The 18,859-nt window shown below is 62.2% G+C and carries 22 protein-coding genes; 11 read left to right on the top strand and 11 right to left on the bottom strand.

The annotated features are described in order from the left end of the window. Nucleotides 1–8 precede the first annotated feature (8 nt). The 10 genes from WS87_RS08880 to WS87_RS08840 all read left to right on the top strand — a co-directional run bounded on the left by WS87_RS08880 (nt 9) and on the right by WS87_RS08840 (nt 6,798). The gene (locus WS87_RS08880) at nt 9–389 is read left to right on the top strand and encodes a hypothetical protein (protein WP_059817415.1); all 381 of its coding nucleotides are present in this window, start codon (nt 9–11) and stop codon (nt 387–389) included. Then, the gene (locus tag WS87_RS08875; protein WP_059817413.1) at nt 386–610 is read left to right on the top strand and encodes a hypothetical protein; all 225 of its coding nucleotides are present in this window, start codon (nt 386–388) and stop codon (nt 608–610) included. Before WS87_RS08880 ends, WS87_RS08875 begins: the two co-directional genes overlap by 4 nt. Then, entirely contained in the window at nt 607–765 is a 159-nt protein-coding gene (locus WS87_RS33510; RefSeq protein WP_159085644.1) for a hypothetical protein, read from the top strand. Before WS87_RS08875 ends, WS87_RS33510 begins: the two co-directional genes overlap by 4 nt. Nucleotides 766–817: 52 nt before the next feature. After that, nucleotides 818–1,627 (top strand): RecB family exonuclease, encoded by an 810-nt coding sequence (locus WS87_RS08870; protein ID WP_059817410.1) that lies wholly within the window; start codon nt 818–820, stop codon nt 1,625–1,627. Nucleotides 1,628–1,641: 14 nt separating this feature from the next. After that, nucleotides 1,642–2,922: a hypothetical protein gene (locus WS87_RS08865; RefSeq protein ID WP_059817408.1), complete on the top strand. Its 1,281-nt coding sequence runs from the start codon at nt 1,642–1,644 to the stop codon at nt 2,920–2,922. A gap of 27 nt (nt 2,923–2,949) precedes the next feature. Then, nucleotides 2,950–3,837, top strand: coding sequence for a DNA translocase FtsK (locus WS87_RS34515; RefSeq protein WP_269467395.1), 888 nt, complete (start codon nt 2,950–2,952; stop codon nt 3,835–3,837). Further along, nucleotides 3,834–5,585: an AAA family ATPase gene (locus WS87_RS08855; protein WP_059817405.1), complete on the top strand. Its 1,752-nt coding sequence runs from the start codon at nt 3,834–3,836 to the stop codon at nt 5,583–5,585. Before WS87_RS34515 ends, WS87_RS08855 begins: the two co-directional genes overlap by 4 nt. 150 nt (nt 5,586–5,735) lie before the next feature. After that, complete coding sequence (locus WS87_RS08850) at nt 5,736–6,185, top strand: zinc-finger-containing protein (RefSeq protein WP_059817403.1); 450 nt, start codon at nt 5,736–5,738, stop codon at nt 6,183–6,185. Then, a complete protein-coding gene (locus WS87_RS08845; protein ID WP_059817400.1) occupies nt 6,182–6,532 on the top strand; it encodes a hypothetical protein in 351 nt (116 codons plus the stop codon). The genes WS87_RS08850 and WS87_RS08845 overlap by 4 nt, the downstream gene beginning before the upstream one ends. Further along, the gene (locus tag WS87_RS08840) at nt 6,529–6,798 is read left to right on the top strand and encodes a hypothetical protein (RefSeq protein ID WP_059817398.1); all 270 of its coding nucleotides are present in this window, start codon (nt 6,529–6,531) and stop codon (nt 6,796–6,798) included. The genes WS87_RS08845 and WS87_RS08840 overlap by 4 nt, the downstream gene beginning before the upstream one ends. A 40-nt stretch (nt 6,799–6,838) precedes the next feature. On the opposite strand, the gene WS87_RS08835 is transcribed toward WS87_RS08840, so the two are convergent. The 5 genes from WS87_RS08835 to WS87_RS33505 form a co-directional block, all read right to left on the bottom strand. After that, entirely contained in the window at nt 6,839–8,758 is a 1,920-nt protein-coding gene (locus WS87_RS08835) for an ATP-binding protein (protein ID WP_082750595.1), read from the bottom strand. Continuing rightward, nucleotides 8,745–9,245, bottom strand: a complete 501-nt coding sequence (locus WS87_RS08830) for an ABC-three component system middle component 5 (protein ID WP_082750594.1) — start codon at nt 9,243–9,245, stop codon at nt 8,745–8,747. The genes WS87_RS08835 and WS87_RS08830 overlap by 14 nt, the downstream gene beginning before the upstream one ends. After that, a complete protein-coding gene (locus tag WS87_RS08825) occupies nt 9,239–9,808 on the bottom strand; it encodes an ABC-three component system protein (RefSeq protein ID WP_236873217.1) in 570 nt (189 codons plus the stop codon). The genes WS87_RS08830 and WS87_RS08825 overlap by 7 nt, the downstream gene beginning before the upstream one ends. A gap of 381 nt (nt 9,809–10,189) precedes the next feature. Beyond that, the gene (locus WS87_RS08815; protein ID WP_107938121.1) at nt 10,190–10,684 is read right to left on the bottom strand and encodes a hypothetical protein; all 495 of its coding nucleotides are present in this window, start codon (nt 10,682–10,684) and stop codon (nt 10,190–10,192) included. A gap of 199 nt (nt 10,685–10,883) precedes the next feature. Next, complete coding sequence (locus tag WS87_RS33505; RefSeq protein ID WP_159085643.1) at nt 10,884–11,030, bottom strand: hypothetical protein; 147 nt, start codon at nt 11,028–11,030, stop codon at nt 10,884–10,886. Nucleotides 11,031–11,113: 83 nt separating this feature from the next. On the opposite strand from WS87_RS33505, the gene WS87_RS08810 reads away from it, so the two are divergent. Then, entirely contained in the window at nt 11,114–11,368 is a 255-nt protein-coding gene (locus WS87_RS08810) for a hypothetical protein (protein WP_059537455.1), read from the top strand. A gap of 362 nt (nt 11,369–11,730) precedes the next feature. Here the strand turns inward: WS87_RS08810 and phaR are convergent, their stop codons facing one another. The 6 genes from phaR to WS87_RS08780 all read right to left on the bottom strand — a co-directional run bounded on the left by phaR (nt 11,731) and on the right by WS87_RS08780 (nt 18,856). Further along, nucleotides 11,731–12,297 carry a polyhydroxyalkanoate synthesis repressor PhaR gene (phaR, locus tag WS87_RS08805; RefSeq protein ID WP_011549704.1) on the bottom strand — a complete coding sequence of 189 codons (567 nt, stop codon included), beginning with the start codon at nt 12,295–12,297 and terminating at the stop codon, nt 11,731–11,733. 118 nt (nt 12,298–12,415) lie between these two features. Continuing rightward, the gene (locus WS87_RS08800; protein WP_059537451.1) at nt 12,416–13,156 is read right to left on the bottom strand and encodes a 3-ketoacyl-ACP reductase; all 741 of its coding nucleotides are present in this window, start codon (nt 13,154–13,156) and stop codon (nt 12,416–12,418) included. Nucleotides 13,157–13,276: 120 nt separating this feature from the next. After that, nucleotides 13,277–14,458: an acetyl-CoA C-acetyltransferase gene (locus tag WS87_RS08795; protein WP_107938120.1), complete on the bottom strand. Its 1,182-nt coding sequence runs from the start codon at nt 14,456–14,458 to the stop codon at nt 13,277–13,279. A 99-nt stretch (nt 14,459–14,557) separates the two neighbouring features. Beyond that, nucleotides 14,558–16,432 (bottom strand): class I poly(R)-hydroxyalkanoic acid synthase, encoded by a 1,875-nt coding sequence (gene phaC, locus WS87_RS08790; protein ID WP_059817507.1) that lies wholly within the window; start codon nt 16,430–16,432, stop codon nt 14,558–14,560. A 369-nt stretch (nt 16,433–16,801) separates the two neighbouring features. Further along, a complete protein-coding gene (gene pgeF, locus WS87_RS08785) occupies nt 16,802–17,641 on the bottom strand; it encodes a peptidoglycan editing factor PgeF (protein ID WP_059693606.1) in 840 nt (279 codons plus the stop codon). Nucleotides 17,642–17,647: 6 nt separating this feature from the next. Then, complete coding sequence (locus WS87_RS08780) at nt 17,648–18,856, bottom strand: RluA family pseudouridine synthase (protein ID WP_059693216.1); 1,209 nt, start codon at nt 18,854–18,856, stop codon at nt 17,648–17,650. Nucleotides 18,857–18,859 lie beyond the last annotated feature (3 nt).

Raw genomic sequence — 18,859 nt, 5'->3', positions numbered from 1 at the left:
GGACCGACATGCTGAACACGATACCTGTCATCGCTACCAGTGCCGCGTATGACGCGTTCATCGAGCGCGGCCTGGCCCGCGTCGAGCGCGAACTCGATGACGCGGCCGCACGCGCCGAGTTGGTCGACTCGCTCGCCAGCGTCATCGAGCGGCGCAAGCTCAATGCGCCGGACGCCACCGAGTTCGCCGATGCCCTCGGCGCGATCTGCGACGGCGAAGCGGCTGACCTTCTCTCCGCATATCAATTGGGACGAGAAAGTCTCTACAACTTCGTCAGCTCGCGATTCCGTGCGTATGTCGGCGGCCTCGCCCACGCAATCGCAACTACCCAAGTGCAACGCCTTGACGAAGACGCGCAACAGGATGCCGCATCGCGGGGTGGCGCATGACGATCGACCTGACCATCGTTTGCGCCGCGTGGATGCTCGCCGCGGTCAGCGTGTGCCGCATGAACCTGCGCACGGCGGCCGGCCGGCGCACCAGCATCATCGGCCCGTTCTGCCTGTGCGTCGCGTTTGTACTTGCGCTTTACGCCTACGTAGGCGCGAGCGACGAAGCCGACGCGGCACGCACCGAGCGCGTCGTACAAGAAATCCGAGGTAGCGCATGAACTCGATTCGCATTCCGCTGCCGCGTGTAGAGGCGCCACGTCTATCACGCATCCGCCGCGCAATCGCGGCCACGTTCTGGATGCTGCTCTATGGCGCGGCCGCCGGGCTCGTCCTCTACGTCGCGTACCTGATCGGCGAGGCGCGCCTGCAGTAACCCGATCCGGCCACGTCACCCGACCACCTTTCACGATATTTTGGATTCCTATATGAAATCTTCCGTCTATACCGTCCGCGCGTCTAGCTGGGGCGCCCTATTTGACTGCAGCTACCGGTGGGAAGGTATCCACCTCCTGAAAATGCGGAACGTCGTCGGCCTGCGCGCCGCGCTCGGCACCGCAATCCATGCCGGCACGGCCATATTCGATCAGGCGCGGATCGAGGGCAGCGGCCTGACGGCCGACGACGCAGCCGGCGCGTTCATCGACAAGCTCCACGATCCGGAGAACGAATACAACCCGTTCGCAGACGACCTGAGCCTGCCGGACGCGGAGCGCATCGGTCTGGTGCTGCTCACGAAGTACTGCCTCGAAGTCTCGCCGCATTACGAGTTCGTCGCGGTCGAGATGGAAACGAAGCCGCTGGATATCGATTGCGGCGGCGGGATCATCGTGCGCCTGACCGGCACGATGGACCGCGCACGTGTGCGCAAGGCGGCGCACGGCGTCGGCATCGCCGACTTGAAGAGCGGGTCATCGGCTGTCCAGAAGGGCGCCGCCAACACGAAGGGGCACGGACCGCAGGTCGGTACGTACGAGCTGCTCTACGAACATTCGACCGGCGACACCATCGGCGACGACGCAGAAATCATCGGGCTCAAGACAAAGGGCACGCCCGAGATCGCATCGGCGCCGTTGAAAAACGCAAAGCGCGCGATGGTTGGCACCGAGCAGACGCCCGGCCTGATCCAGTTCGCCTCCGACATGTTCCGCTCGGGCGACTTCTACCCCAACCCGAAATCCCTCCTGTGCGCGGAGAAGTACTGCCCGCGTTTCGCCACCTGCATCTTCCACGACTGAATTCCGAGGCCACCATGAACGCATCTACCAACGCCCCCACCACGCTCGAAGCCGTCCGCACGCCGCAGCCGCGCGAGGCGAGCTTGCCCGCCGTCGCGCCGGGCTTCGGTTCGCTGCAGTCGTTCGAGCTGATGCAGCGCGCGGCGAACCTGCTCGCGTCGTCGACGCTCGTGCCCGTTGCATACCGCAAGACGATCGAGAAGACCGACCGCTACGGCAACATCACCGAGACGCGCGAAAACCCGAACGCGCTCGCGAACGCCGTCGTCGCGCTCAACATGGCGCAGCGCATGGGTGCCGACCCGCTGATGGTCATGCAGAACCTGTACATCGTCGAAGGTCGGCCGTCGTGGTCCTCGCAGTGGATCATCGCCGCGATCAACGGCTGCGGCCGCTTCTCGCCGCTTCGATTCGACATTCAGAAGCTCGGCCGAAAGGCCGTCGCGTATACGTTCTTCGAATGGAAGGACGGCGCCAACGGCCGCCGCGTGCGCGAAGAGCGCAAGCAGGACGTCGAAATCGAAGACATGGTGTGCATCGCATGGGCGCTCGAGCGCGGGAGCGACGCGCGCCTGGAATCGCCGCCCGTGTCGGTCGAACTGGCAGTCAAGGAAGGCTGGTACACGAAGAACGGTAGCAAATGGCAAACCATGCCCGAGGTCATGCTCCGCTACCGCACCGCGTCGTTCTTCGGGAAGCTGTACGCACCCGAACTGCTGATGGGCCTGACGACCGTCGAGGAAGCCGCCGACATCGTCGATATCAACCCAGACGGCTCGTACTCGGTCAACCGCACGACCATCGACGAAATGCGCGCCGGCCGCGCGCAGCCGGCCGAGGAAGTCGGCCGCACGACCGCGGCACAAGCCGATCCGCAGCCGTGTTGGCAAAACGGCACGTTCGACGCGGCGCGTGATCCGTCGCAGACAGTACGCCAGCCCCACACCGCCGCTGCGACCTCTGCGGCCGCCGGCGAATCGCCTGCCGCTACGCCGCCGTCGCATGACGACGGCATAGGCCAGCCCGAGGACGAACGCCAGCAAGGCGGTTTCGAGTTCGACGAGTCCGGCCTCGTGCAGGGCATCCGCGAGGACATCGCCTCCGCTGCCACCCCTGAGGATCTCGACCTCGCGCGCAGCGCGATCTCAGGCGTATCTGACGAAGCCACCAAAGCCGACCTGAACGCAGCCGCATCGGCGCGAATGCGTGCCATCACCGCGGCGGCCGACGAGCAGGCGCAACAGCAGCGCGCCAGCACGCAGCGCCGCCACCGCGCGCCGATCAGCGCTGAGTAACCCTCCCACCATCATAAGGAATCGACCGTGACCGAGAACAACGACGCGAAGAACGTCCTCAACATGACCGCTGGCACGATCGGCCGCGATCTGCTGTCGGCCGTCGCGCTGGAAATGAAGATGCTTCCCGACGTGTGGGTGAAGCTCTCCGAGAAGAAGCAAAACGACGTGATCGACCGGCTGCGCAAGCGCGTCGACAACCTCGTGAAGATGGCCGTGCACCTGATCGCGAGCGACGGCCGAATCGTCGTGCAAGGCGACCTCGACCAGATCACGATCAAGGACGGCGTGAAGGCCGTCGTGAAGTTCGGTGGCACTGCGCCGAACCTGCACGAGCTGTACGACGCGAGCGGTAAATCCGTGCTCGTCGTCGTCGCGAACCCTGCAGATCACACCGGCGGGATGGAAGAGGTGCGCGGCGAGTCCGATCAGCGCGGGCTCGATCTCGGGCGCGAGTACACCGACGAGGATGGCGACGGCATGGACGGCCAGCCCCCCGAGGGCGATGACATCGTCGACGCGGAATTCCGCGAAGTGCCGAAGCTCGGCGACGGCCCCACGCAGGCGCAGCTCGACGAGCAGCACGAGGCTGGCCGGCGCGCCGCCGAGGAAGGTAAGTCGGAAAGCGAATGCCCGATCATGGGCGGCGAGCTGTGCATCGCGTGGGTCAAGGGCTGGAAATCGTGGCACGACGAGCAGACGGACGACGACCCGCTGATCGCGGAGGTCGAGATGTTCGTGATTGCAAAGCAGCGCGTATCGATTTCGCTCGTCCAGCGCCACTTCCGCATCGGCTACAACCGCGCCGCGCAGCTGATCGAGGCGCTTGAAGTGCGCGGCGTCGTCAGCGCGATGGACGACAAGGGTCAGCGCACGGTGCTGAAGTCGACCGACAGCGACGGAGGTGAAGCGTGAAGATCACCGATATCCTCGTGCGCAACTTCCTCGGCATCCGCGAGGCCGACATTGTGCTCGACAAACCCGTAGCCCTGTTCGGGGGCGCGAACGGCGCTGGCAAGAGCAGCATGGAGGAAGCCGTGCGCCTGGCGCTGACCGGCGACGCCACGCGCGTCGAGCGGAAGAAGGAGTACGACGCGCTGCTGAACGTCGGCGCGACCGGCGGCCAGATCACGGTCGCCGCCGGCGACGCCCACAACACCATCACCCTCCCCGCCGGCAAGCTCACGCGCGGCCTGCCGGACGATCCCCGCATGCCGCTCGTGCTCGACGCGCAGCGCTTCGCGCGCCTCGTGCCGGCCGACCGCCGCGCGTTCCTGTACGACCTGTTGGGCGTGAAGATCGGCCACGACGAGATGCGCCAGCGACTCGTGTCGCGGCTCGGATACGACGCCGCGCTGCCGGCCGCCGCAGCCGCTCGGCTGAAGACGATCACTCCGCTGTTGCGCGCAGGCTTTGACGCCGCGCAGAAGGATGCGGTCGATCGCACGAAGGCCGCGCGCGCCGCGTGGAAGGCGGTCACGGGTGAGACATACGGATGCCAGAAAGCGGCGACGTGGCGCCCCGAGCGCGTCGAGTTCGATGAAGCCGTGACGATCAAGCTCGAAAGCGAGCTCGAATCGGTCGACGGCGAAATCGGCGACGTGCGGGAGCTGATCGGCGCGGCGGAGGCCAGCCGCACGGCCGCCAACACGCGCGCATCGAAGATTGCCGAGCTGCGCGCAGTCGCGTCGCAGCACGCGAAACGAACCGATTCGTTCAACTACGCCGACGCGCAGGTGAAGGAATTCCAGCCGAAGGTGGACGCGCTGCGCGCGAGCGCCGGCGCTGCGCCTGCCGGCGTCGAATGCACGTGCCCGGAATGCGGCGCGCTGCTGCGCTACCTGCACGGTGTGCTGTCGGCCGTCGGCGCCAGCAATGCGATCGACGAGGAAGCGCGCGACAAGCTGCCGGAGTATGAGGCAAGCCTCGCGATGCTCGAGCGCGCCGCCGCGAATCGCCGCGCGGATCTCGACGCGGCCGAGGCAGCCGCGGCGCAGCTCACCCTGCTTGAGGCCGAAGCGGCCGACTTCGTTTCATCGACCGAGATCGACGAGATGCGCGCGCGCCTAGCCGCGCTGACCGAGCAGCGCGGAAAGATCGCCGCCGACGTCAACGCAGCTCGCGAGCGTCAGCGGCGTGCCACCGCGGCCGCCGACGTGGAAATGAAGGCGCAGGCGCACCATGCGGACGTGACGGAATGGGACCGTATCGCAGAAGCGCTCGGGCCGGACGGCATCCCCGCCGATCTGCTGAACGAGGCGATCGGGCCAATGAACGAAAAGCTCGCGGGCCTCGCGGAAATGAGCGAGTGGGACCACGTGCTCGTGAAGGCCGATATGTCTATCTTCGCCGGCGGCCGCCCCTACGGCCTGCTGTCGGAATCCGAACGCTGGCGCGCCGACGCGCACATTGCAGCCGCCATCACGCTGCTGTCCGGCCTGCGGCTGCTAGTCCTCGATCGCGCCGACCTGCTAATCGCGGAGGAGCGCGACCGCCTGCTGTATTGGCTCGACGACCTGGCCTTCACGAACCAGATCGACACCGCACTCGTGTTCATGAGCCTGAAGGCGCCGCCCAAGGCGCTGCCGGAAAGCATCGAGGCGTTCTGGATCGAGAACAGCCGTGTCACCCCCGTGCGCGCCGACGCGTCGGCCGCCGCCTGATCTGGTCGCCGGCGTGCACCCCGCGCGCCGGTTTGGGGCGGCCCGCACGAGCGCCCGCTTTTTATTGCTCACCGCCGCGCGCCTTCCGTGCCTCGGATTGCGCGGCGCATTCGGGGCGGCTTGTACAGCGCCCGTTTTTTTGGACCCGACATGCAACCGACTCAAACGAAAAAAACTCCGTGGAATCCTTCCCGCCGCGCTACCGCGCGCGTGAAGAATCCCCTCCCGCAACCGACAACCTGCCACTACGACGGCGGCCCGGTCGAAATCGTGAGCAACGCCGAGATCTACGGCCGCGAGTACGGCGACTGGCCGTGGGTCTTCCTGTGCCGCACCTGCCGCGCGTACGTCGGTATGCATCCGTTCACGGGCATCCCTCTTGGCACCCTGGCCGACGCGCCCACGCGCGAGGCCCGCAAGCGCGCCAAAGCCGCCTTCAACCCGGTATGGGAAACCGGCGGCATGACGCGCACCGACGCGTATGCCTGGCTCGCTGCGCAGCTTGGTATCGAGAACGTCGAGGAATGCCACATCGGATGGTTTGACCTCGCGACGTGCAATCGTGTCGTAGGAATCTACAATGCGTGGGAGGCAGCATGACCACGCGTCGCCCCACCCCCGACCAGATCCTCGCGCGTATGACCGCAGGCACCAAATACGAAGCCAGTACGGTCGCCGGCAAATTCCGTATCAACGTCGCACAGATGAAACCGCTTCTCGAAGCTCTCGTCGAATCCGGCCGCCTGACCCGCGGCGCGCGCCGGCACGGCGAACGCCTTTGCCCGGCATACGTCCGGCCGACCGACGCGGAGGTCGCGCTGCGCGCGTCGACGTCTGTGGCCGGGCCGGCCTACGCGTCGAATTGGCGATCGACGCTAACTGGATACGACCGCGAGATCCGCGCCCGCGCGGCGCTCTGCATGCTTGCGAGGTCGCGACGACAATGAAGAAACATCCGAAGCCCAAAACACCGACGGCCGACGTGCAGGTCGTCGCCCCGATCTCTAGCACGATCAGCGCGGTAAGCTTTCAGGGGTTGAGCATCTCGACACCGGACGGCGAGCCTGCAACGCTCGCGGTGATCGACATGCAAGGCCGCATCATCGACTCGGGGCCGAACGTCGTACGTGCCGTGTGGGAGGTGGCGATCAGGTCTTATCGAAATTTCCTGATCGGTAGCGGACACCTCCGGGTATTAAACAAACCTGACTAAGTAGTAAAAAAACGACGCAAGAGCGTCGTTTTTACACATATTAGATTGGCCTCACATCCAACGAACGGCTATCCGAAGTGAACGGACGACCAACAACATAATCCGTCCCCTCAAGTTCCGGACTAATATCAGATGTAGCAAATATTATTTGAAAATCGCTCTTATACGTCTCGCATTCGTGAACAATGATTTCCTGGAGCTTATGGCTGCGATTTTTTTCCATACCACCATCATCAATTCCATCCAACATCATAAAGTGAGGCAAACGCATATAGGGTTTTTGCATGCTGGCGGTAAGGAGCGCCAAATGGAAGATATGTCGCAATACAACCGCTGAGCTTTCCGAAAAATTTCGCGTCTTATTTACGTAAACTGCATTGTTATGAAACGAAAACGTAATATTTTTCGGATCGATAAATTCCGGTTGTAGCGGCAGATCTTGCTTAAGAAGTCGAGTCATGGCCTTCTCGACTGCCCCATCCACCTCAGACTGACGTGCACCTTGCTGCTGCTTAAGTGCAGAAATCTTATTCTCAAGCGCTGCCAATTCAGATGTAACTGAGTCACGATTTGCCTGTAGGTCAGCTATTACAGATGCGAGCTTTTGGCGTTCGTATGCTTGCCGAATCTCCTCATCGAGTGCACCGAGTTTTCTGGACATCTCCTCAAGGACTGTTTCGACCTCACTCGACCAGGATGACGCAACCGTCTTGTACTCCTGCTCATAACGTTTAATTTCTTCGCTAACAATAGGAATATTTCGACGCAACGCCTCGGCGCTCGCCTCATATTCACCAATAAGCTTTCTTGACTCGCTCAACTGGATGGCAAGCTCATTTCGCATACGTAGCATTTGTCCATCCGACCGTCCATTATCAATAGAACTGGTACATAAATGACATTGATGCTCCATAACACGATCATCTTTCAATTCGCTAAGGCAGCTGGGGCAGAACCGGAACGCTAGATTCCCCAAATACGCTCGAGTCTCCTTCGACTCGTCGAGATTTTGGATTCTCGCATCGATTTCCTGAATGAACAAAAGAGAATCACCGATATCCAACTCCAAAGCCGACAGCTCATCAGCCATCTCCGACTGCCTTCTTCGAGCATCATTTAAATTTGCTCGCAACACATCAGCTTTAGCACGCGCTTTATTTGCATCTTTACGCGGAAGCACCCTTTCGATCTTTAATTTCTCAATCTGCGCAGTTAACTCACCCCGAACCGAATTAAGCTCGTCTATCTTATCAACCGAGAATTTAAGATCAGGCGTCTGCCCCGATTTACCGAGCACTCTATAAATGCCATTGAGCTCAGACTCACATTTATTAAGCTTACCCTCGAGCTCACGGGTTTTTAATTGAGATGAATATAGTTCATCATCATATACACCTGATAGGTACCCACCCACCATCTCTCTTGTTAGGGCACTATCAAAAATATCATCTCGAAAGATCGGGCTATGAACAGAAGGTTGATCCGCATACAGAACCCGCAGCAATTGATGCATCGTGAGATTGGACGCACCATCCCCCTTAGCCAACGGCATTTCCAACGCAGTAAATAAAACTTGTGAAAAACTATTCTGACTCTCAGTTCGCCTGAACGAGTACCGCTCCCATTGATGACTAGCCGCTCCTAGAGCTTGCTCCATTCCACCCCAAAAAATCTGCATGGGGCGCATGGATTCCTCACTAATATCCCTGCTCAAGCAAGCAACTCCATCGTTCAATTGAACTTCAACGACAGTTTGCGAGCATAGTAACGCCTCGGGCTTCCAGCGAATATTTTCCGCTCCGAGAGAAAACGCCAAGAGATCCATAATGGTTGTTTTCCCCGAGCTATTCCGACCTCGAAGGATATTAACCCCGTTATGAAACTCACAGTCAAACGCCCTATGGCCACCTTGAAAGACGACAAGGCGATTAACTCGAAGTGTCGGTTTAAGCAACGTCATATCTATATTCCATCAGCCTCGAGCGATGCTTCAACCCATCATGACCTCGAAGCGGAATACTTCCAATATCAAAAAGTATTGTCTCAGCAAGTGGTTTTCTTTGCAAAAGAAAGCCATCAATCTTCGACTGAAGGCTACCAGGTATTGGGAGGTCCGTTCGCCTAACAAAACCGACCTCCAAACGCCGAATATCTATCAGCCCAGAGGCAGCAATACACCTGAGCGCAGATTGCTGAATTTGCCGCAACTCTCGAAATGTTGTCGCCGGACTCAAAGGATCGTGATATTCATTTGCAAATGATTTTGCAATTTTTTGCACGGAACGAAGCGCTACCGGTAGGCGAGCAAATTGAACTGACGATGGGAAAAGCAGATAAAAATCAAGCAACCGAGCCTTATCAACCTCAAGCTCCGGTATACTCTCCGCCACCGCTAACATGCGAAATGCACAGTGATATGCATCAAAAGCCGGGTGATAAATTAACATTTATCCCACCTAATGTGGCAATTTCCTCCAAGGAAATACAAAAGAGCCCACAAATCCTTTACGCTGAGCTCCAATATATTTTCCCCCAGAACCCCTCGAGTATTTTGCAATACGAGATTTATGCGCTGATCTATTTCAACACGGTCTGCACCAGACTGAATTGCCGGCGTAACAGTGAGCGAGAAATTGGTATATAACTCGTCTAAAATGATTGTATAAATCCGCTGCGCAGTACGTGATGTTTGGTAGCGCATTACCGCTTTCGTCGCGCGCTCCTTCATTCGCGTCGCCGCGGGAATTAGCTCACTTCTTCCACTTTCTTGGAGCTTAACTTCGAGCCCACGCACATCGCCGTCTGTGCTGGCATTAATGTAATGTTCCAGTTGCTCACAGAACATATTGTCCGACGGCTCTCCGACGCCATCATTCGCCTTCATTTTCTCGTACAGGCGAGTAAGCTCACTGATCGTCTGCTGATTAATGAAGTTAAATGTTGTTTCGGTTTTATTGCCACCGATTATATCGCCTTGCGCCTGATTGTTATTCTGACGAATGATATCCACGGCGCTTACTTGCTGGTGTTGTTGCTCTTATCACCAGCCACGATGTCCCCGCCAGCGAAGTTCCTATTTTGGGAAACTTTCGACTCGCGATGAGACTTGGATGAACGGACTGAGACAGCGGCCTTCAACGTCCATCCACCGCCCAAACCAGCGAGAAACGCAATGATATGAGTCAACCAGTCCATGACTACCCCGTAGTAGGTCGATTAGAACGAATTGTTTTGCGACCATTGTAGGGCGACATGCTCTATGCGGCAACTGCCGGAGCCGCCGCCAAGGGATTATGCGATTACGTCGCCCATCACCCCAGCAACTTCCTTCAACGAAGCGAAGAATCCTCACAATGCTTCGCCTTTCGATGCTTTGATGAGAGACGGTCGACTATATGCGACCGAAGTGTTCGCGTACCAGGGGGCTTCGTTCCAACGCCATGGCGAGTACGTTAAGGCTCTCGCTCAAGAGCTTTTCATCGCGCTCAGATCCCTCAACCATCGCTGGACTACCGTATCCAGCCTCTCGATATTTCCCCCCGTGCATCAAATTGTTCCTCACGGTGCGAACAGCATCAATTAAGTCACGGGTGGTTTGAATCGGCTCGCCGACTTTCCACCCGAGCTGTCCCTCGTGCACGAGAATTTGCTTGTTTGGAGGCCGCTCAATAAGAGTTTTAGCTTGGCCGCTCTTGACCACATCAGACAAGAACTCCGCACCAAGGTCATCAGCAAAGCTTGCCCATCGGGGCGTAACCCATTGTCCGTCCCCTCTTGCATACTTACCGGATCGCTTGAGAGCGCATTCGAATCGCGAAAAGACATGGAAGAACTGGATCGCGATTGGCGGCAAGCGCACTTCCAACAGCTCGTCGAAAACTCCCATTCGCGCCTCCCGGCAAGATCCTAGATCATCGCAGTAGCATAACAACTTCCACAGAGTACAAGCCATCGGTACGTTCGAGGCCTATTCGCGCTTGGTATAGATTGATTGTGCTACGGGCACCCGAGCGACACGAAGCCTACTTTGGGGGACTGGGACATCTGGAATGTGGGGGCGTGGCGGCAAAAGCGTGAGTTTACAGCTATTTATGGGTCAGGGAGGCAAAACCGGCGCTCAAGACGCCGTGGATGGCACCCTCAATACCCAGCACGCGCCGGCGGAACCGGCAGCTGATCCAGCCTTTCAGACCGGCGACGATGAAACGATGAATGCGATCACCGCCCGTCATGCACGACAATCGCCCCCGGCCTCACCCCGCCCCTATGCGAAAATCGCAACATCCGCTTTCTTCACTTACCCAACGGCCTTCGCATGACCACCCACATCACGATCGAATTCACCGAGCACGCCGCCGAGACCATCGGCGAGCAGACCAGCACCAGCTTTTCCTATGACCAGGGCGCCCACGTGCCGCAGCCGGGCGACTTCGTCGAACTCGAGAATTCGCGGCAGACGTTTCTTGTGATCGGCCGGGTGTTTTCGCTGAAGGCGAACTACTGCGCGGTGAAGCTCGTGCTCGACCTTCCTCCCGCGGACGATCACCAGGATTTCGATCCGGCACTTTGAGCCAAGCCGGCGTACGCGCAGGCTTTGCCGCTGCGCGTTGTGACGCGGCCCGACGCAACGGCGATCGGTCGCACTGGCACAAACGCACGGCGTGCGGCGCGACACGCCCGGGTGTCGATTTGCTGATGACTCTCTGGAATTAGATAAAGGCGACCGGACCACGATCGCACCGGCCCCCACGCGAGGGCACAGGCATTCGGTGCCGACGATCAGGAACGACCGTCGGCAACATCTTGCGCCGGCGGCCAGCGGCCATCGTCGTGCCCGAGCACACGATCGGCCGCATCGCACCGCCGCGCATCGCGGCGCCAAGCCAGGCGTCGGGCGGCGGGTGCCGCCGCGACCGGCCTGCCGCGCAAGCGTTACTTCTTCTCCGGCTCCGGCGCGCCCGGTTGCTTGAACGGGAACGTGCTGAACATCGACTTCGCCTGGTTCTGCATCTGCTCCTGCATCTGCACGAACATGTTCTTCGACTGCTCGATGTAGCTCGTCATCATCCCTTGCATCATCGGCGCCTGCATGTTCATGAACTGCGACCAGACTTCCGGATTCATCGCGTTACCTTCGTAAAGGTTCTTCGATTGATCCGCGAGCTTGTTCTGGATGTCGATGAACGCCTGGATATTCTTTTCCAGGTACGTGCCCATCATGCCCTGCATCGCATGACCGTAGAAACGGATGATCTGCGACAGCATCGACGACGAGAACATCGGCACGCCGCCGCTCTCTTCCTCGAGGATGATCTGCAGCAGGATGCTGCGCGTCAGGTCTTCGTTGGATTTCGCGTCGACGACCTTGAAGTCCTCCTGTTCCAGCACGAGCTGCTTGACGTCGGTCAGCGTGATGTACGTGCTCGTCTCGGTATCGTAGAGCCGGCGGTTCGGGTACTTCTTGATGAGCCGCTCGGCCGTTTTCTTTGTAGTAGTCATGTAACGCCTTTGGGTGCAGCGTAGCGCAAGTGACAAATCCCCGCCTCCCGGATCCGGGAGGCGGGGGCCTTCGGAAACGCCGGGCCGCGCGGCCGAAGCGGCCCGCGCAGCCGGACGTTCAGCCCATATGCAGGCCGCCGTTCAGCGAGAAGTCGGCGCCTGTCGCGAAGCCGGAGTCGTTCGACGCGAGCCACGCGACGATCGAACCGATTTCCTCCGGCGCGCCGAGACGACGCACCGGGATCGTCGCGACGATCTTCTCGAGCACGTCCGGACGAATCGCCTTCACCATGTCGGTGCCGATGTAGCCGGGCGACACGGTGTTGACCGTCACGCCCTTCGTTGCGACTTCCTGCGCGAGCGACATCGTGAAACCGTGGATGCCGGCTTTCGCGGTCGAGTAGTTCGTCTGGCCGAATTGCCCCTTCTGGCCGTTCACCGACGAAATGTTGATGATCCGGCCCCAGCCGCGCTCGACCATCCCGTCGATCACCTGCTTCGTCACGTTGAACAGGCTCGTCAGGTTGGTGTCGATCACGGCCGTCCAGTCTTCATGCGTCATCTTGCGGAACACGACGTCGCGCGTGATGCCCGCGTTGTTGACCAGCACGTCGATCTCGCCGACTTCGGCCTTGACCTTGTCGAACGCTGCCTTGGTCGAGTCCCAGTCGCCCACGTTGCCTTCCGACGCGATGAAATCGTAGCCGAGCGCCTTCTGGTCCTCGAGCCATTTCACCCGGCGCGGCGAGTTCGGGCCGCAACCCGCGACCACCTTGAAGCCGTCTTTCGACAGACGCTGGCAGATGCTGGTGCCGATGCCGCCCATCCCGCCCGTTACGTACGCAATTCGCTGAGACATAAATCTCACTCCATTTTTTGGTTTCGAGAGCCGCCGGAGGCCCCCTCTGACTTCACGTAACGCCGACCGAAGCCGCAATCGGCCGGCGCCCGGATTGGTTTGGCCGTGACGGACGACCGGTTACGGACGTTCGACCGCAAGCGCGACGCCCATCCCGCCGCCGATGCACAGCGACGCCAGCCCGCGCTTCGCGTCGCGCTTGACCATCTCGTGCAGCAGCGTCACCAGGATCCGGCAACCCGACGCGCCGATCGGGTGACCGATCGCGATCGCACCGCCGTTCACGTTCACCTTCGACGTGTCCCAGCCCATCTGCTTGTGCACCGCCAGCGCCTGCGCCGCGAAGGCCTCGTTGATTTCCATCAGGTCCAGGTCGCCCGGCGTCCAGCCCGCACGCTCCAGGCAGCGGCGCGATGCCGGCACCGGACCCATGCCCATCACGCTCGGATCCACGCCCGCGTTCGCGTATGCCTTGATCCGTGCAAGCGGCGTCAGGCCGAGCGCCGCCGCCTTCTGCGCCGACATCACCAGCACTGCCGCCGCGCCGTCGTTCAGCCCCGACGCGTTCGCCGCCGTCACCGAGCCGTCCTTCGAGAACGCCGGCTTCAGCCCCGCCAGCGATTCCGCCGTCACGCCGTGACGCACGAACTCGTCGGTCGCGAACTGCAGCGGCTCGCCCTTGCGCTGCGGAATCGACACCGGCACGATCTCGGCATCGAAGCGCCCGGCCTTCTGCGCGGCTTCCGCCTTGTTCTGCGACAGCGCCGCGAACGCGTCCTGCTCCTCACGCGTGATCCCGTATTCCTTCGCAACGTTCTCTGCCGTGATGCCCATGTGGTACTGGTTGTACACGTCCCACAGGCCATCGACGATCATCGTGTCGACCAGCTTCGCGTCGCCCATCCGGAACCCGTCGCGCGAGCCCGGCAGCACGTGCGGCGCCGCGCTCATGTTTTCCTGGCCGCCCGCGATCACGATGTCCGCGTCGCCCGCCACGATCGCGTTCGCCGCCAGCATCACCGCCTTCAGGCCCGAGCCGCACACCTTGTTGATCGTCATGCCCGGCACCGCGTTCGGCAGGCCGGCCTTGATCAGCGACTGGCGCGCCGGGTTCTGCCCCGAGCCCGCCGCCAGCACCTGGCCCATGATCACTTCACTCACCTGCTCGGGCTTCACGCCCGAACGCTCCAGCACCGCGCGAATCACCGTCGCGCCCAGCTCCGGTGCCGCGATCTTCGCGAGCGAGCCGCCGAATTTGCCGACCGCGGTCCGCGCGGCCGATACGATCACTACGTCCGTCATTTCCCTTTCCTCCAGGCCCGCACGACACGGCGCATCGCTACCGGCCCTGTTAAAAAAACTGCGGTGCACCGGACAGCGTGCGCCGCTGTCCGTCTTTCGTCAATCGCGCTGCAACACGTAGCGACCCGGCGCCGGTTCGATCACCGGGAACTGCACGGAACCGGCCTTGGCGGGCGGCGCCACCTTGCGGCCGCCGTACTGGTCGAGCCACTCGACCCAAGTCGTCCACCAGCTGCCCGGCTGCTCGGTCGCGCCGGCGAACCAGTCGTCAGCGGATTCGGGCAGATCGTTGTCGTTGACCCAGTAGCTGCGCTTCTTCTTCGCCGGCGGATTGATCACGCCCGCGATGTGGCCCGACGCGCCGAGCACGAACTTCAACGGGCCCGTCAGGATCGACGTCGACGCGTAGGCCGTCTGCCACGGCACGATGTGATCCTCGCGCGACCCGTAGATGAAGGTCGGCACGTCGATGCGCGACAGGTCGACGGATTCGCCGCACACGGTCAGCGCGCCCGGCACGCGGAGCTTGTTCTCGAGATAGGTATTGCGCAGGTACCACGCGTACATCGGGCCCGGCAGGCTCGTCGAGTCGCTGTTCCAGTACAGCAGGTCGAACGCGGCGGGCGTGTGGCCCTTCAGGTAGTTGTCGACGACGTAGTTCCACACGAGGTCGTTCGGCCGCAGGAACGAGAACGTGTTCGCGAACTCGACGCCGCGCATCAGCCCCGGCGCCGCGCCGTTCTTGCCGCCGATGGTCTGCTCGCGCATCTGCACGTGCGCCTCGTCGACGAACACGTCGAGGATGCCCGTGTCGGTGAAATCGAGCATCGCGGTCAGCAGCGTCATTGACGCGGCCGGATGTTCTCCACGCGCGGCGAGCACCGAGAGCGCGGTCGCGAGCATCGTGCCGCCGACGCAGAAGCCGAGCGTGTTGATCTGCTCGCGGCCGCTGACCTGCTGCACGGCGTCGATCGCCGCGAGCAGCCCTTCGTTCATGTAGTCGTCCCACGTCTTGTGCGCGACCGACGCATCGGCGTTGCGCCACGACACGAGGAACACCTGATGGCCGTTCGACAGCGCATGCGCGACGAGCGAATTCTCGGGCTGCAGGTCGAGGATGTAGAACTTGTTGATGCACGGCGGCACGATCAGGAGCGGCCGCTCGAACACCTTGTCCGTCTTCGGCGCGTACTGGATCAGCTGGATCAGGTCGTTCTCGTAGACGACCGAGCCTTCGGTACACCCGAGGTTCTTGCCGACCACGAATTGCGATTCGTCGGTCTGCGAAATCTTGCCGCGCTGCATGTCGCCGAGCAGATTCATCATCCCCTGCCGCAAGCTTTCGCCCTGCGTCTCGAGGATCGATTTCTGCGCATCGGGATTGAGCGCCAGGAAGTTGCTCGGCGCGGCGGCGGCGGTCCATTGCTGGACGGAGAAACGGATACGTTCGCGCGTCTTCGGATCAGTCTCGAGCGCGTCGGCCAGCTCCTGCAGGTAGCGCGCGTTGAGCAGATACCACGCAGCGGCGAACGCATGCGCGGGCGAAGCCTTCCACGCATCCGCGCTGAAGCGGCGGTCCTTCAGTTCAGGCGACTCGAGCTTCGCCGCGGCGGCCTGCTGCATCAGCGTCATGCAATCGCGCGCGTAGTCGGCCTGCAGCTTCTGGAGCCGCTCCGGCGGGACCGCGGCCACCGGCAGCTTCAGCCCCGCGAACGGCGAAGCCAGGCCGCCGAAGGCGCCCAGATCGGGCATCGACGGCATCTGGAACGGAACGGATGTCGGGAACTGGAATGCGGCGAACGGATTCGCGGTGGTCGCCGCCGTTGCGGCGCGCGCCGGATCGGCGAAACCGCGCCAGGCGTTCAGCCATGCCTCGAACATCTGCTGCATCGGCTGGGTAGCCTGGTCGAATCCGGTGCTGCCTGCGGAAGTGCCCGCCTGAGCGGACGTCGACGAATTTTTCGATGCTGTCATTACCTGCCTTACCGGTGATTCGTGAGCGTCAATCGTGAAATCCTGCTCGCGCGCGGCGTGCCGGCTGCGAGCCGGGCCGTCATGCTCTGGAGAGGCGTCTCCAGATTCTGCCGCAGTGCGGTATTTTTATCATTATCGTTTTCCCCATGTGAAGCACTGCGTCAAACCACCGAACATTTCTGCTCGGAGATAATCCGTGCGCAACAAGCGGGACAAGGCTTCCGGCGAAACATAAAACATTTTGATCGACTTGACTTCGCGATTATTCATTCGGTTGTCCATGCAACGCCGCATTGCCGCGCCAATATCGAAATAACCGATTTCGCAGCGCAACAAACCAAGCCGCGCGCGAGCGCGCGCGGTCAGCCATCAATCTGCCAGCCAGATCGCCGCCGCCATGCGGCCGGTCACGCGGTCGCGCCGGTACGAATAGAAGCGCGCGTGCTCGGTGACCGTGCAGGCGGTCCCGCCGCTCACATGCGCCACGCCTGCACGCGCGAGGCGCAGGCGCGCAAGCGCATAGAGGTCGGCGAGGTACTTGCCGGGCGCGCCGTCGATCGCGACGAACGCTTGCCGCGTCTCATCATGCTCCGACTGCGGAGCCGTGTCGAGAAACGCCTCGCGCACATCGGCGCCGACTTCGAATGCCCGCGGGCCGATCGCGGGCCCGAGGTACGCATGGAGTTCATCCGTCGCGCCGCCGGCGAGTGCCGCGACGCGAGCCGCGGTCTGCTCGACGATGCCGGCCGCGAGCCCGCGCCAGCCAGCATGCGCGGCACCCACCGCGCGACCCCGCGCGTCGCACAACAGCACCGGCAGGCAATCCGCGACCATCACGACACAGACCGCGCCCGCGCGGTCCGTCACGCTCGCGTCGGCCTGCACGGGCGCCTCGGCACCCGGCGCGGCCTCGATCACCTCGTCCGCGCGCACGATCCGCGCGCCGTGAACCTGTTCGAGCCATGCCGCTCGCGACTGGCCCGCCAGCGCGAGCAAGCGCGCGCGATTCGCGGCGACATGGGCCGGATCGTCACCGGTATGCAGGCCGAGATTCATCCCGCCCGGCAACGCCGCGCCATCCTGCCAGCGCCCGTACGGGCCCTCGCTCACGCCGCCGTCGCGCGTCGTGATCAGCGCACGCACGCGCGGCGCCACCTGCCAGTCGGGCTGCACGCAGTCCTGCCACGTCAACGGCGCCAGGTTCGTCATCGACACTCACTCCTCCTCATCGTCGTAATCGTCGTCGTGATCCTGATAATCGCCGGCGAAATCGTCATCGTCGTAGACACCGTCTTCATCGTCGAATTCCTCGTCACCCTGCCCAAAGCCCAGCGCCGCGACGAGCGCGTTCATGTCGTCCGGCAACGGACAACGCCACTGCATCGTCTTGCCCGTGACCGGATGCACGAGGCCGAGCCGCCAGGCGTGCAGCGCCTGCCGCGCGAACCCGCCCGGCAGCGGCGCGACCGAGCGCTTGCCCCGCGCGCGCCCATACACCGGATCGCCGAGCAGCGGATGCCCGACATGCGAGCAGTGCACGCGGATCTGATGCGTGCGGCCGGTTTCGAGATCGCACTGGATCGCGGACACCGGCTGACGTTGCCACATGCATGTGTCAACCGTGCGGAAATGCGTGCGCGCGGGCTTGCCCGACGCGCCGGTGACGACGGCCATGCGCGTGCGCTCGCGCGGATCGCGGCCGATCGGCGCGTCGATCGTGCCGTCTTCGGGCATCATGCCCCACACGAGCGCGAAATAGCGGCGCTTCACCGTGCGCGCCTGCAGCTGGCGCACGAGGTCGGTCTGCGCGGCGAGTGTGCGCGCAACCACCATGAGGCCGGACGTCTCCTTGTCGAGCCGGTGCACGATGCCCGCGCGCGGCAGGCCGGCCGCCGCGTCGCCGTAACGGTGCAGCAGGCCGTTGAGGATCGTGCCGCTCCAGTTGCCGGCAGCCGGGTGGACGACGAGGCCCGCCGGCTTGTTGATGACGACGAGCGCGTCGTCCTCGTAGATCACGTCGAGCGGCACCGGCTCCGGCGTAAACGCCAGCTGCTCGGGCAGCAGGTCGGGCACGAGCTCGATCCTCGCGCCGAGCGGCACCGGCTGGCGGATCTTCGCCGGCGCGCCGTCGACCAGCACGCGCTGCGCCTCGATCCAGCTCTGCAGGCGGCTGCGGGAGAATTCTGGGAACAGTTGGGCAAGCGCTTTATCGAGGCGCTCACCCGCGAGCGACAGCGGCACTTCGACGACGCGCGGCGCTTCGTCGGCCGCCGCGGACGGCACGACAGGCGGCTGCATCGCGTCTGCAGCGAGATCGTCGTCGGGAGAATCCCCCGACGCAGCGTCGGCGGGCCGATCGCTTGGGCTATAATCTTCGCGATTTGACTTGCCCCGCGGGGCATTCTGCGAACTTGAACGGGTCATTTA

This window comes from Burkholderia sp. MSMB0856, from assembly GCF_001524645.2.
Taxonomy (GTDB): domain Bacteria; phylum Pseudomonadota; class Gammaproteobacteria; order Burkholderiales; family Burkholderiaceae; genus Burkholderia; species Burkholderia diffusa.
Note: the sequence above shows the minus strand (reverse complement) of the source record. Positions and strands in the feature narration are given on the sequence as shown.

Bases quoted from the DNA above. Each gene is read 5' to 3' on its own strand.
- WS87_RS08880 (WP_059817415.1), top strand. From the start codon at position 9: ATGCTGAACACGATACCTGTCATCGCTACCAGTGCCGCGTATGACGCG.
- WS87_RS08875 (WP_059817413.1), top strand. From the start codon at position 386: ATGACGATCGACCTGACCATCGTTTGCGCCGCGTGGATGCTCGCCGCG.
- WS87_RS33510 (WP_159085644.1), top strand. From the start codon at position 607: ATGAACTCGATTCGCATTCCGCTGCCGCGTGTAGAGGCGCCACGTCTA.
- WS87_RS08870 (WP_059817410.1), top strand. From the start codon at position 818: ATGAAATCTTCCGTCTATACCGTCCGCGCGTCTAGCTGGGGCGCCCTA.
- WS87_RS08865 (WP_059817408.1), top strand. From the start codon at position 1,642: ATGAACGCATCTACCAACGCCCCCACCACGCTCGAAGCCGTCCGCACG.
- WS87_RS08850 (WP_059817403.1), top strand. From the start codon at position 5,736: ATGCAACCGACTCAAACGAAAAAAACTCCGTGGAATCCTTCCCGCCGC.
- WS87_RS08845 (WP_059817400.1), top strand. From the start codon at position 6,182: ATGACCACGCGTCGCCCCACCCCCGACCAGATCCTCGCGCGTATGACC.
- WS87_RS08840 (WP_059817398.1), top strand. From the start codon at position 6,529: ATGAAGAAACATCCGAAGCCCAAAACACCGACGGCCGACGTGCAGGTC.
- WS87_RS08835 (WP_082750595.1), bottom strand. From the start codon at position 8,758: ATGACGTTGCTTAAACCGACACTTCGAGTTAATCGCCTTGTCGTCTTT.
- WS87_RS08830 (WP_082750594.1), bottom strand. From the start codon at position 9,245: ATGTTAATTTATCACCCGGCTTTTGATGCATATCACTGTGCATTTCGC.
- WS87_RS08815 (WP_107938121.1), bottom strand. From the start codon at position 10,684: ATGGGAGTTTTCGACGAGCTGTTGGAAGTGCGCTTGCCGCCAATCGCG.
- WS87_RS33505 (WP_159085643.1), bottom strand. From the start codon at position 11,030: ATGACGGGCGGTGATCGCATTCATCGTTTCATCGTCGCCGGTCTGAAA.
- WS87_RS08810 (WP_059537455.1), top strand. From the start codon at position 11,114: ATGACCACCCACATCACGATCGAATTCACCGAGCACGCCGCCGAGACC.
- phaR (WP_011549704.1), bottom strand. From the start codon at position 12,297: ATGACTACTACAAAGAAAACGGCCGAGCGGCTCATCAAGAAGTACCCG.
- WS87_RS08800 (WP_059537451.1), bottom strand. From the start codon at position 13,156: ATGTCTCAGCGAATTGCGTACGTAACGGGCGGGATGGGCGGCATCGGC.
- WS87_RS08795 (WP_107938120.1), bottom strand. From the start codon at position 14,458: ATGACGGACGTAGTGATCGTATCGGCCGCGCGGACCGCGGTCGGCAAA.
- phaC (WP_059817507.1), bottom strand. From the start codon at position 16,432: ATGACAGCATCGAAAAATTCGTCGACGTCCGCTCAGGCGGGCACTTCC.
- pgeF (WP_059693606.1), bottom strand. From the start codon at position 17,641: ATGACGAACCTGGCGCCGTTGACGTGGCAGGACTGCGTGCAGCCCGAC.
- WS87_RS08780 (WP_059693216.1), bottom strand. From the start codon at position 18,856: ATGACCCGTTCAAGTTCGCAGAATGCCCCGCGGGGCAAGTCAAATCGC.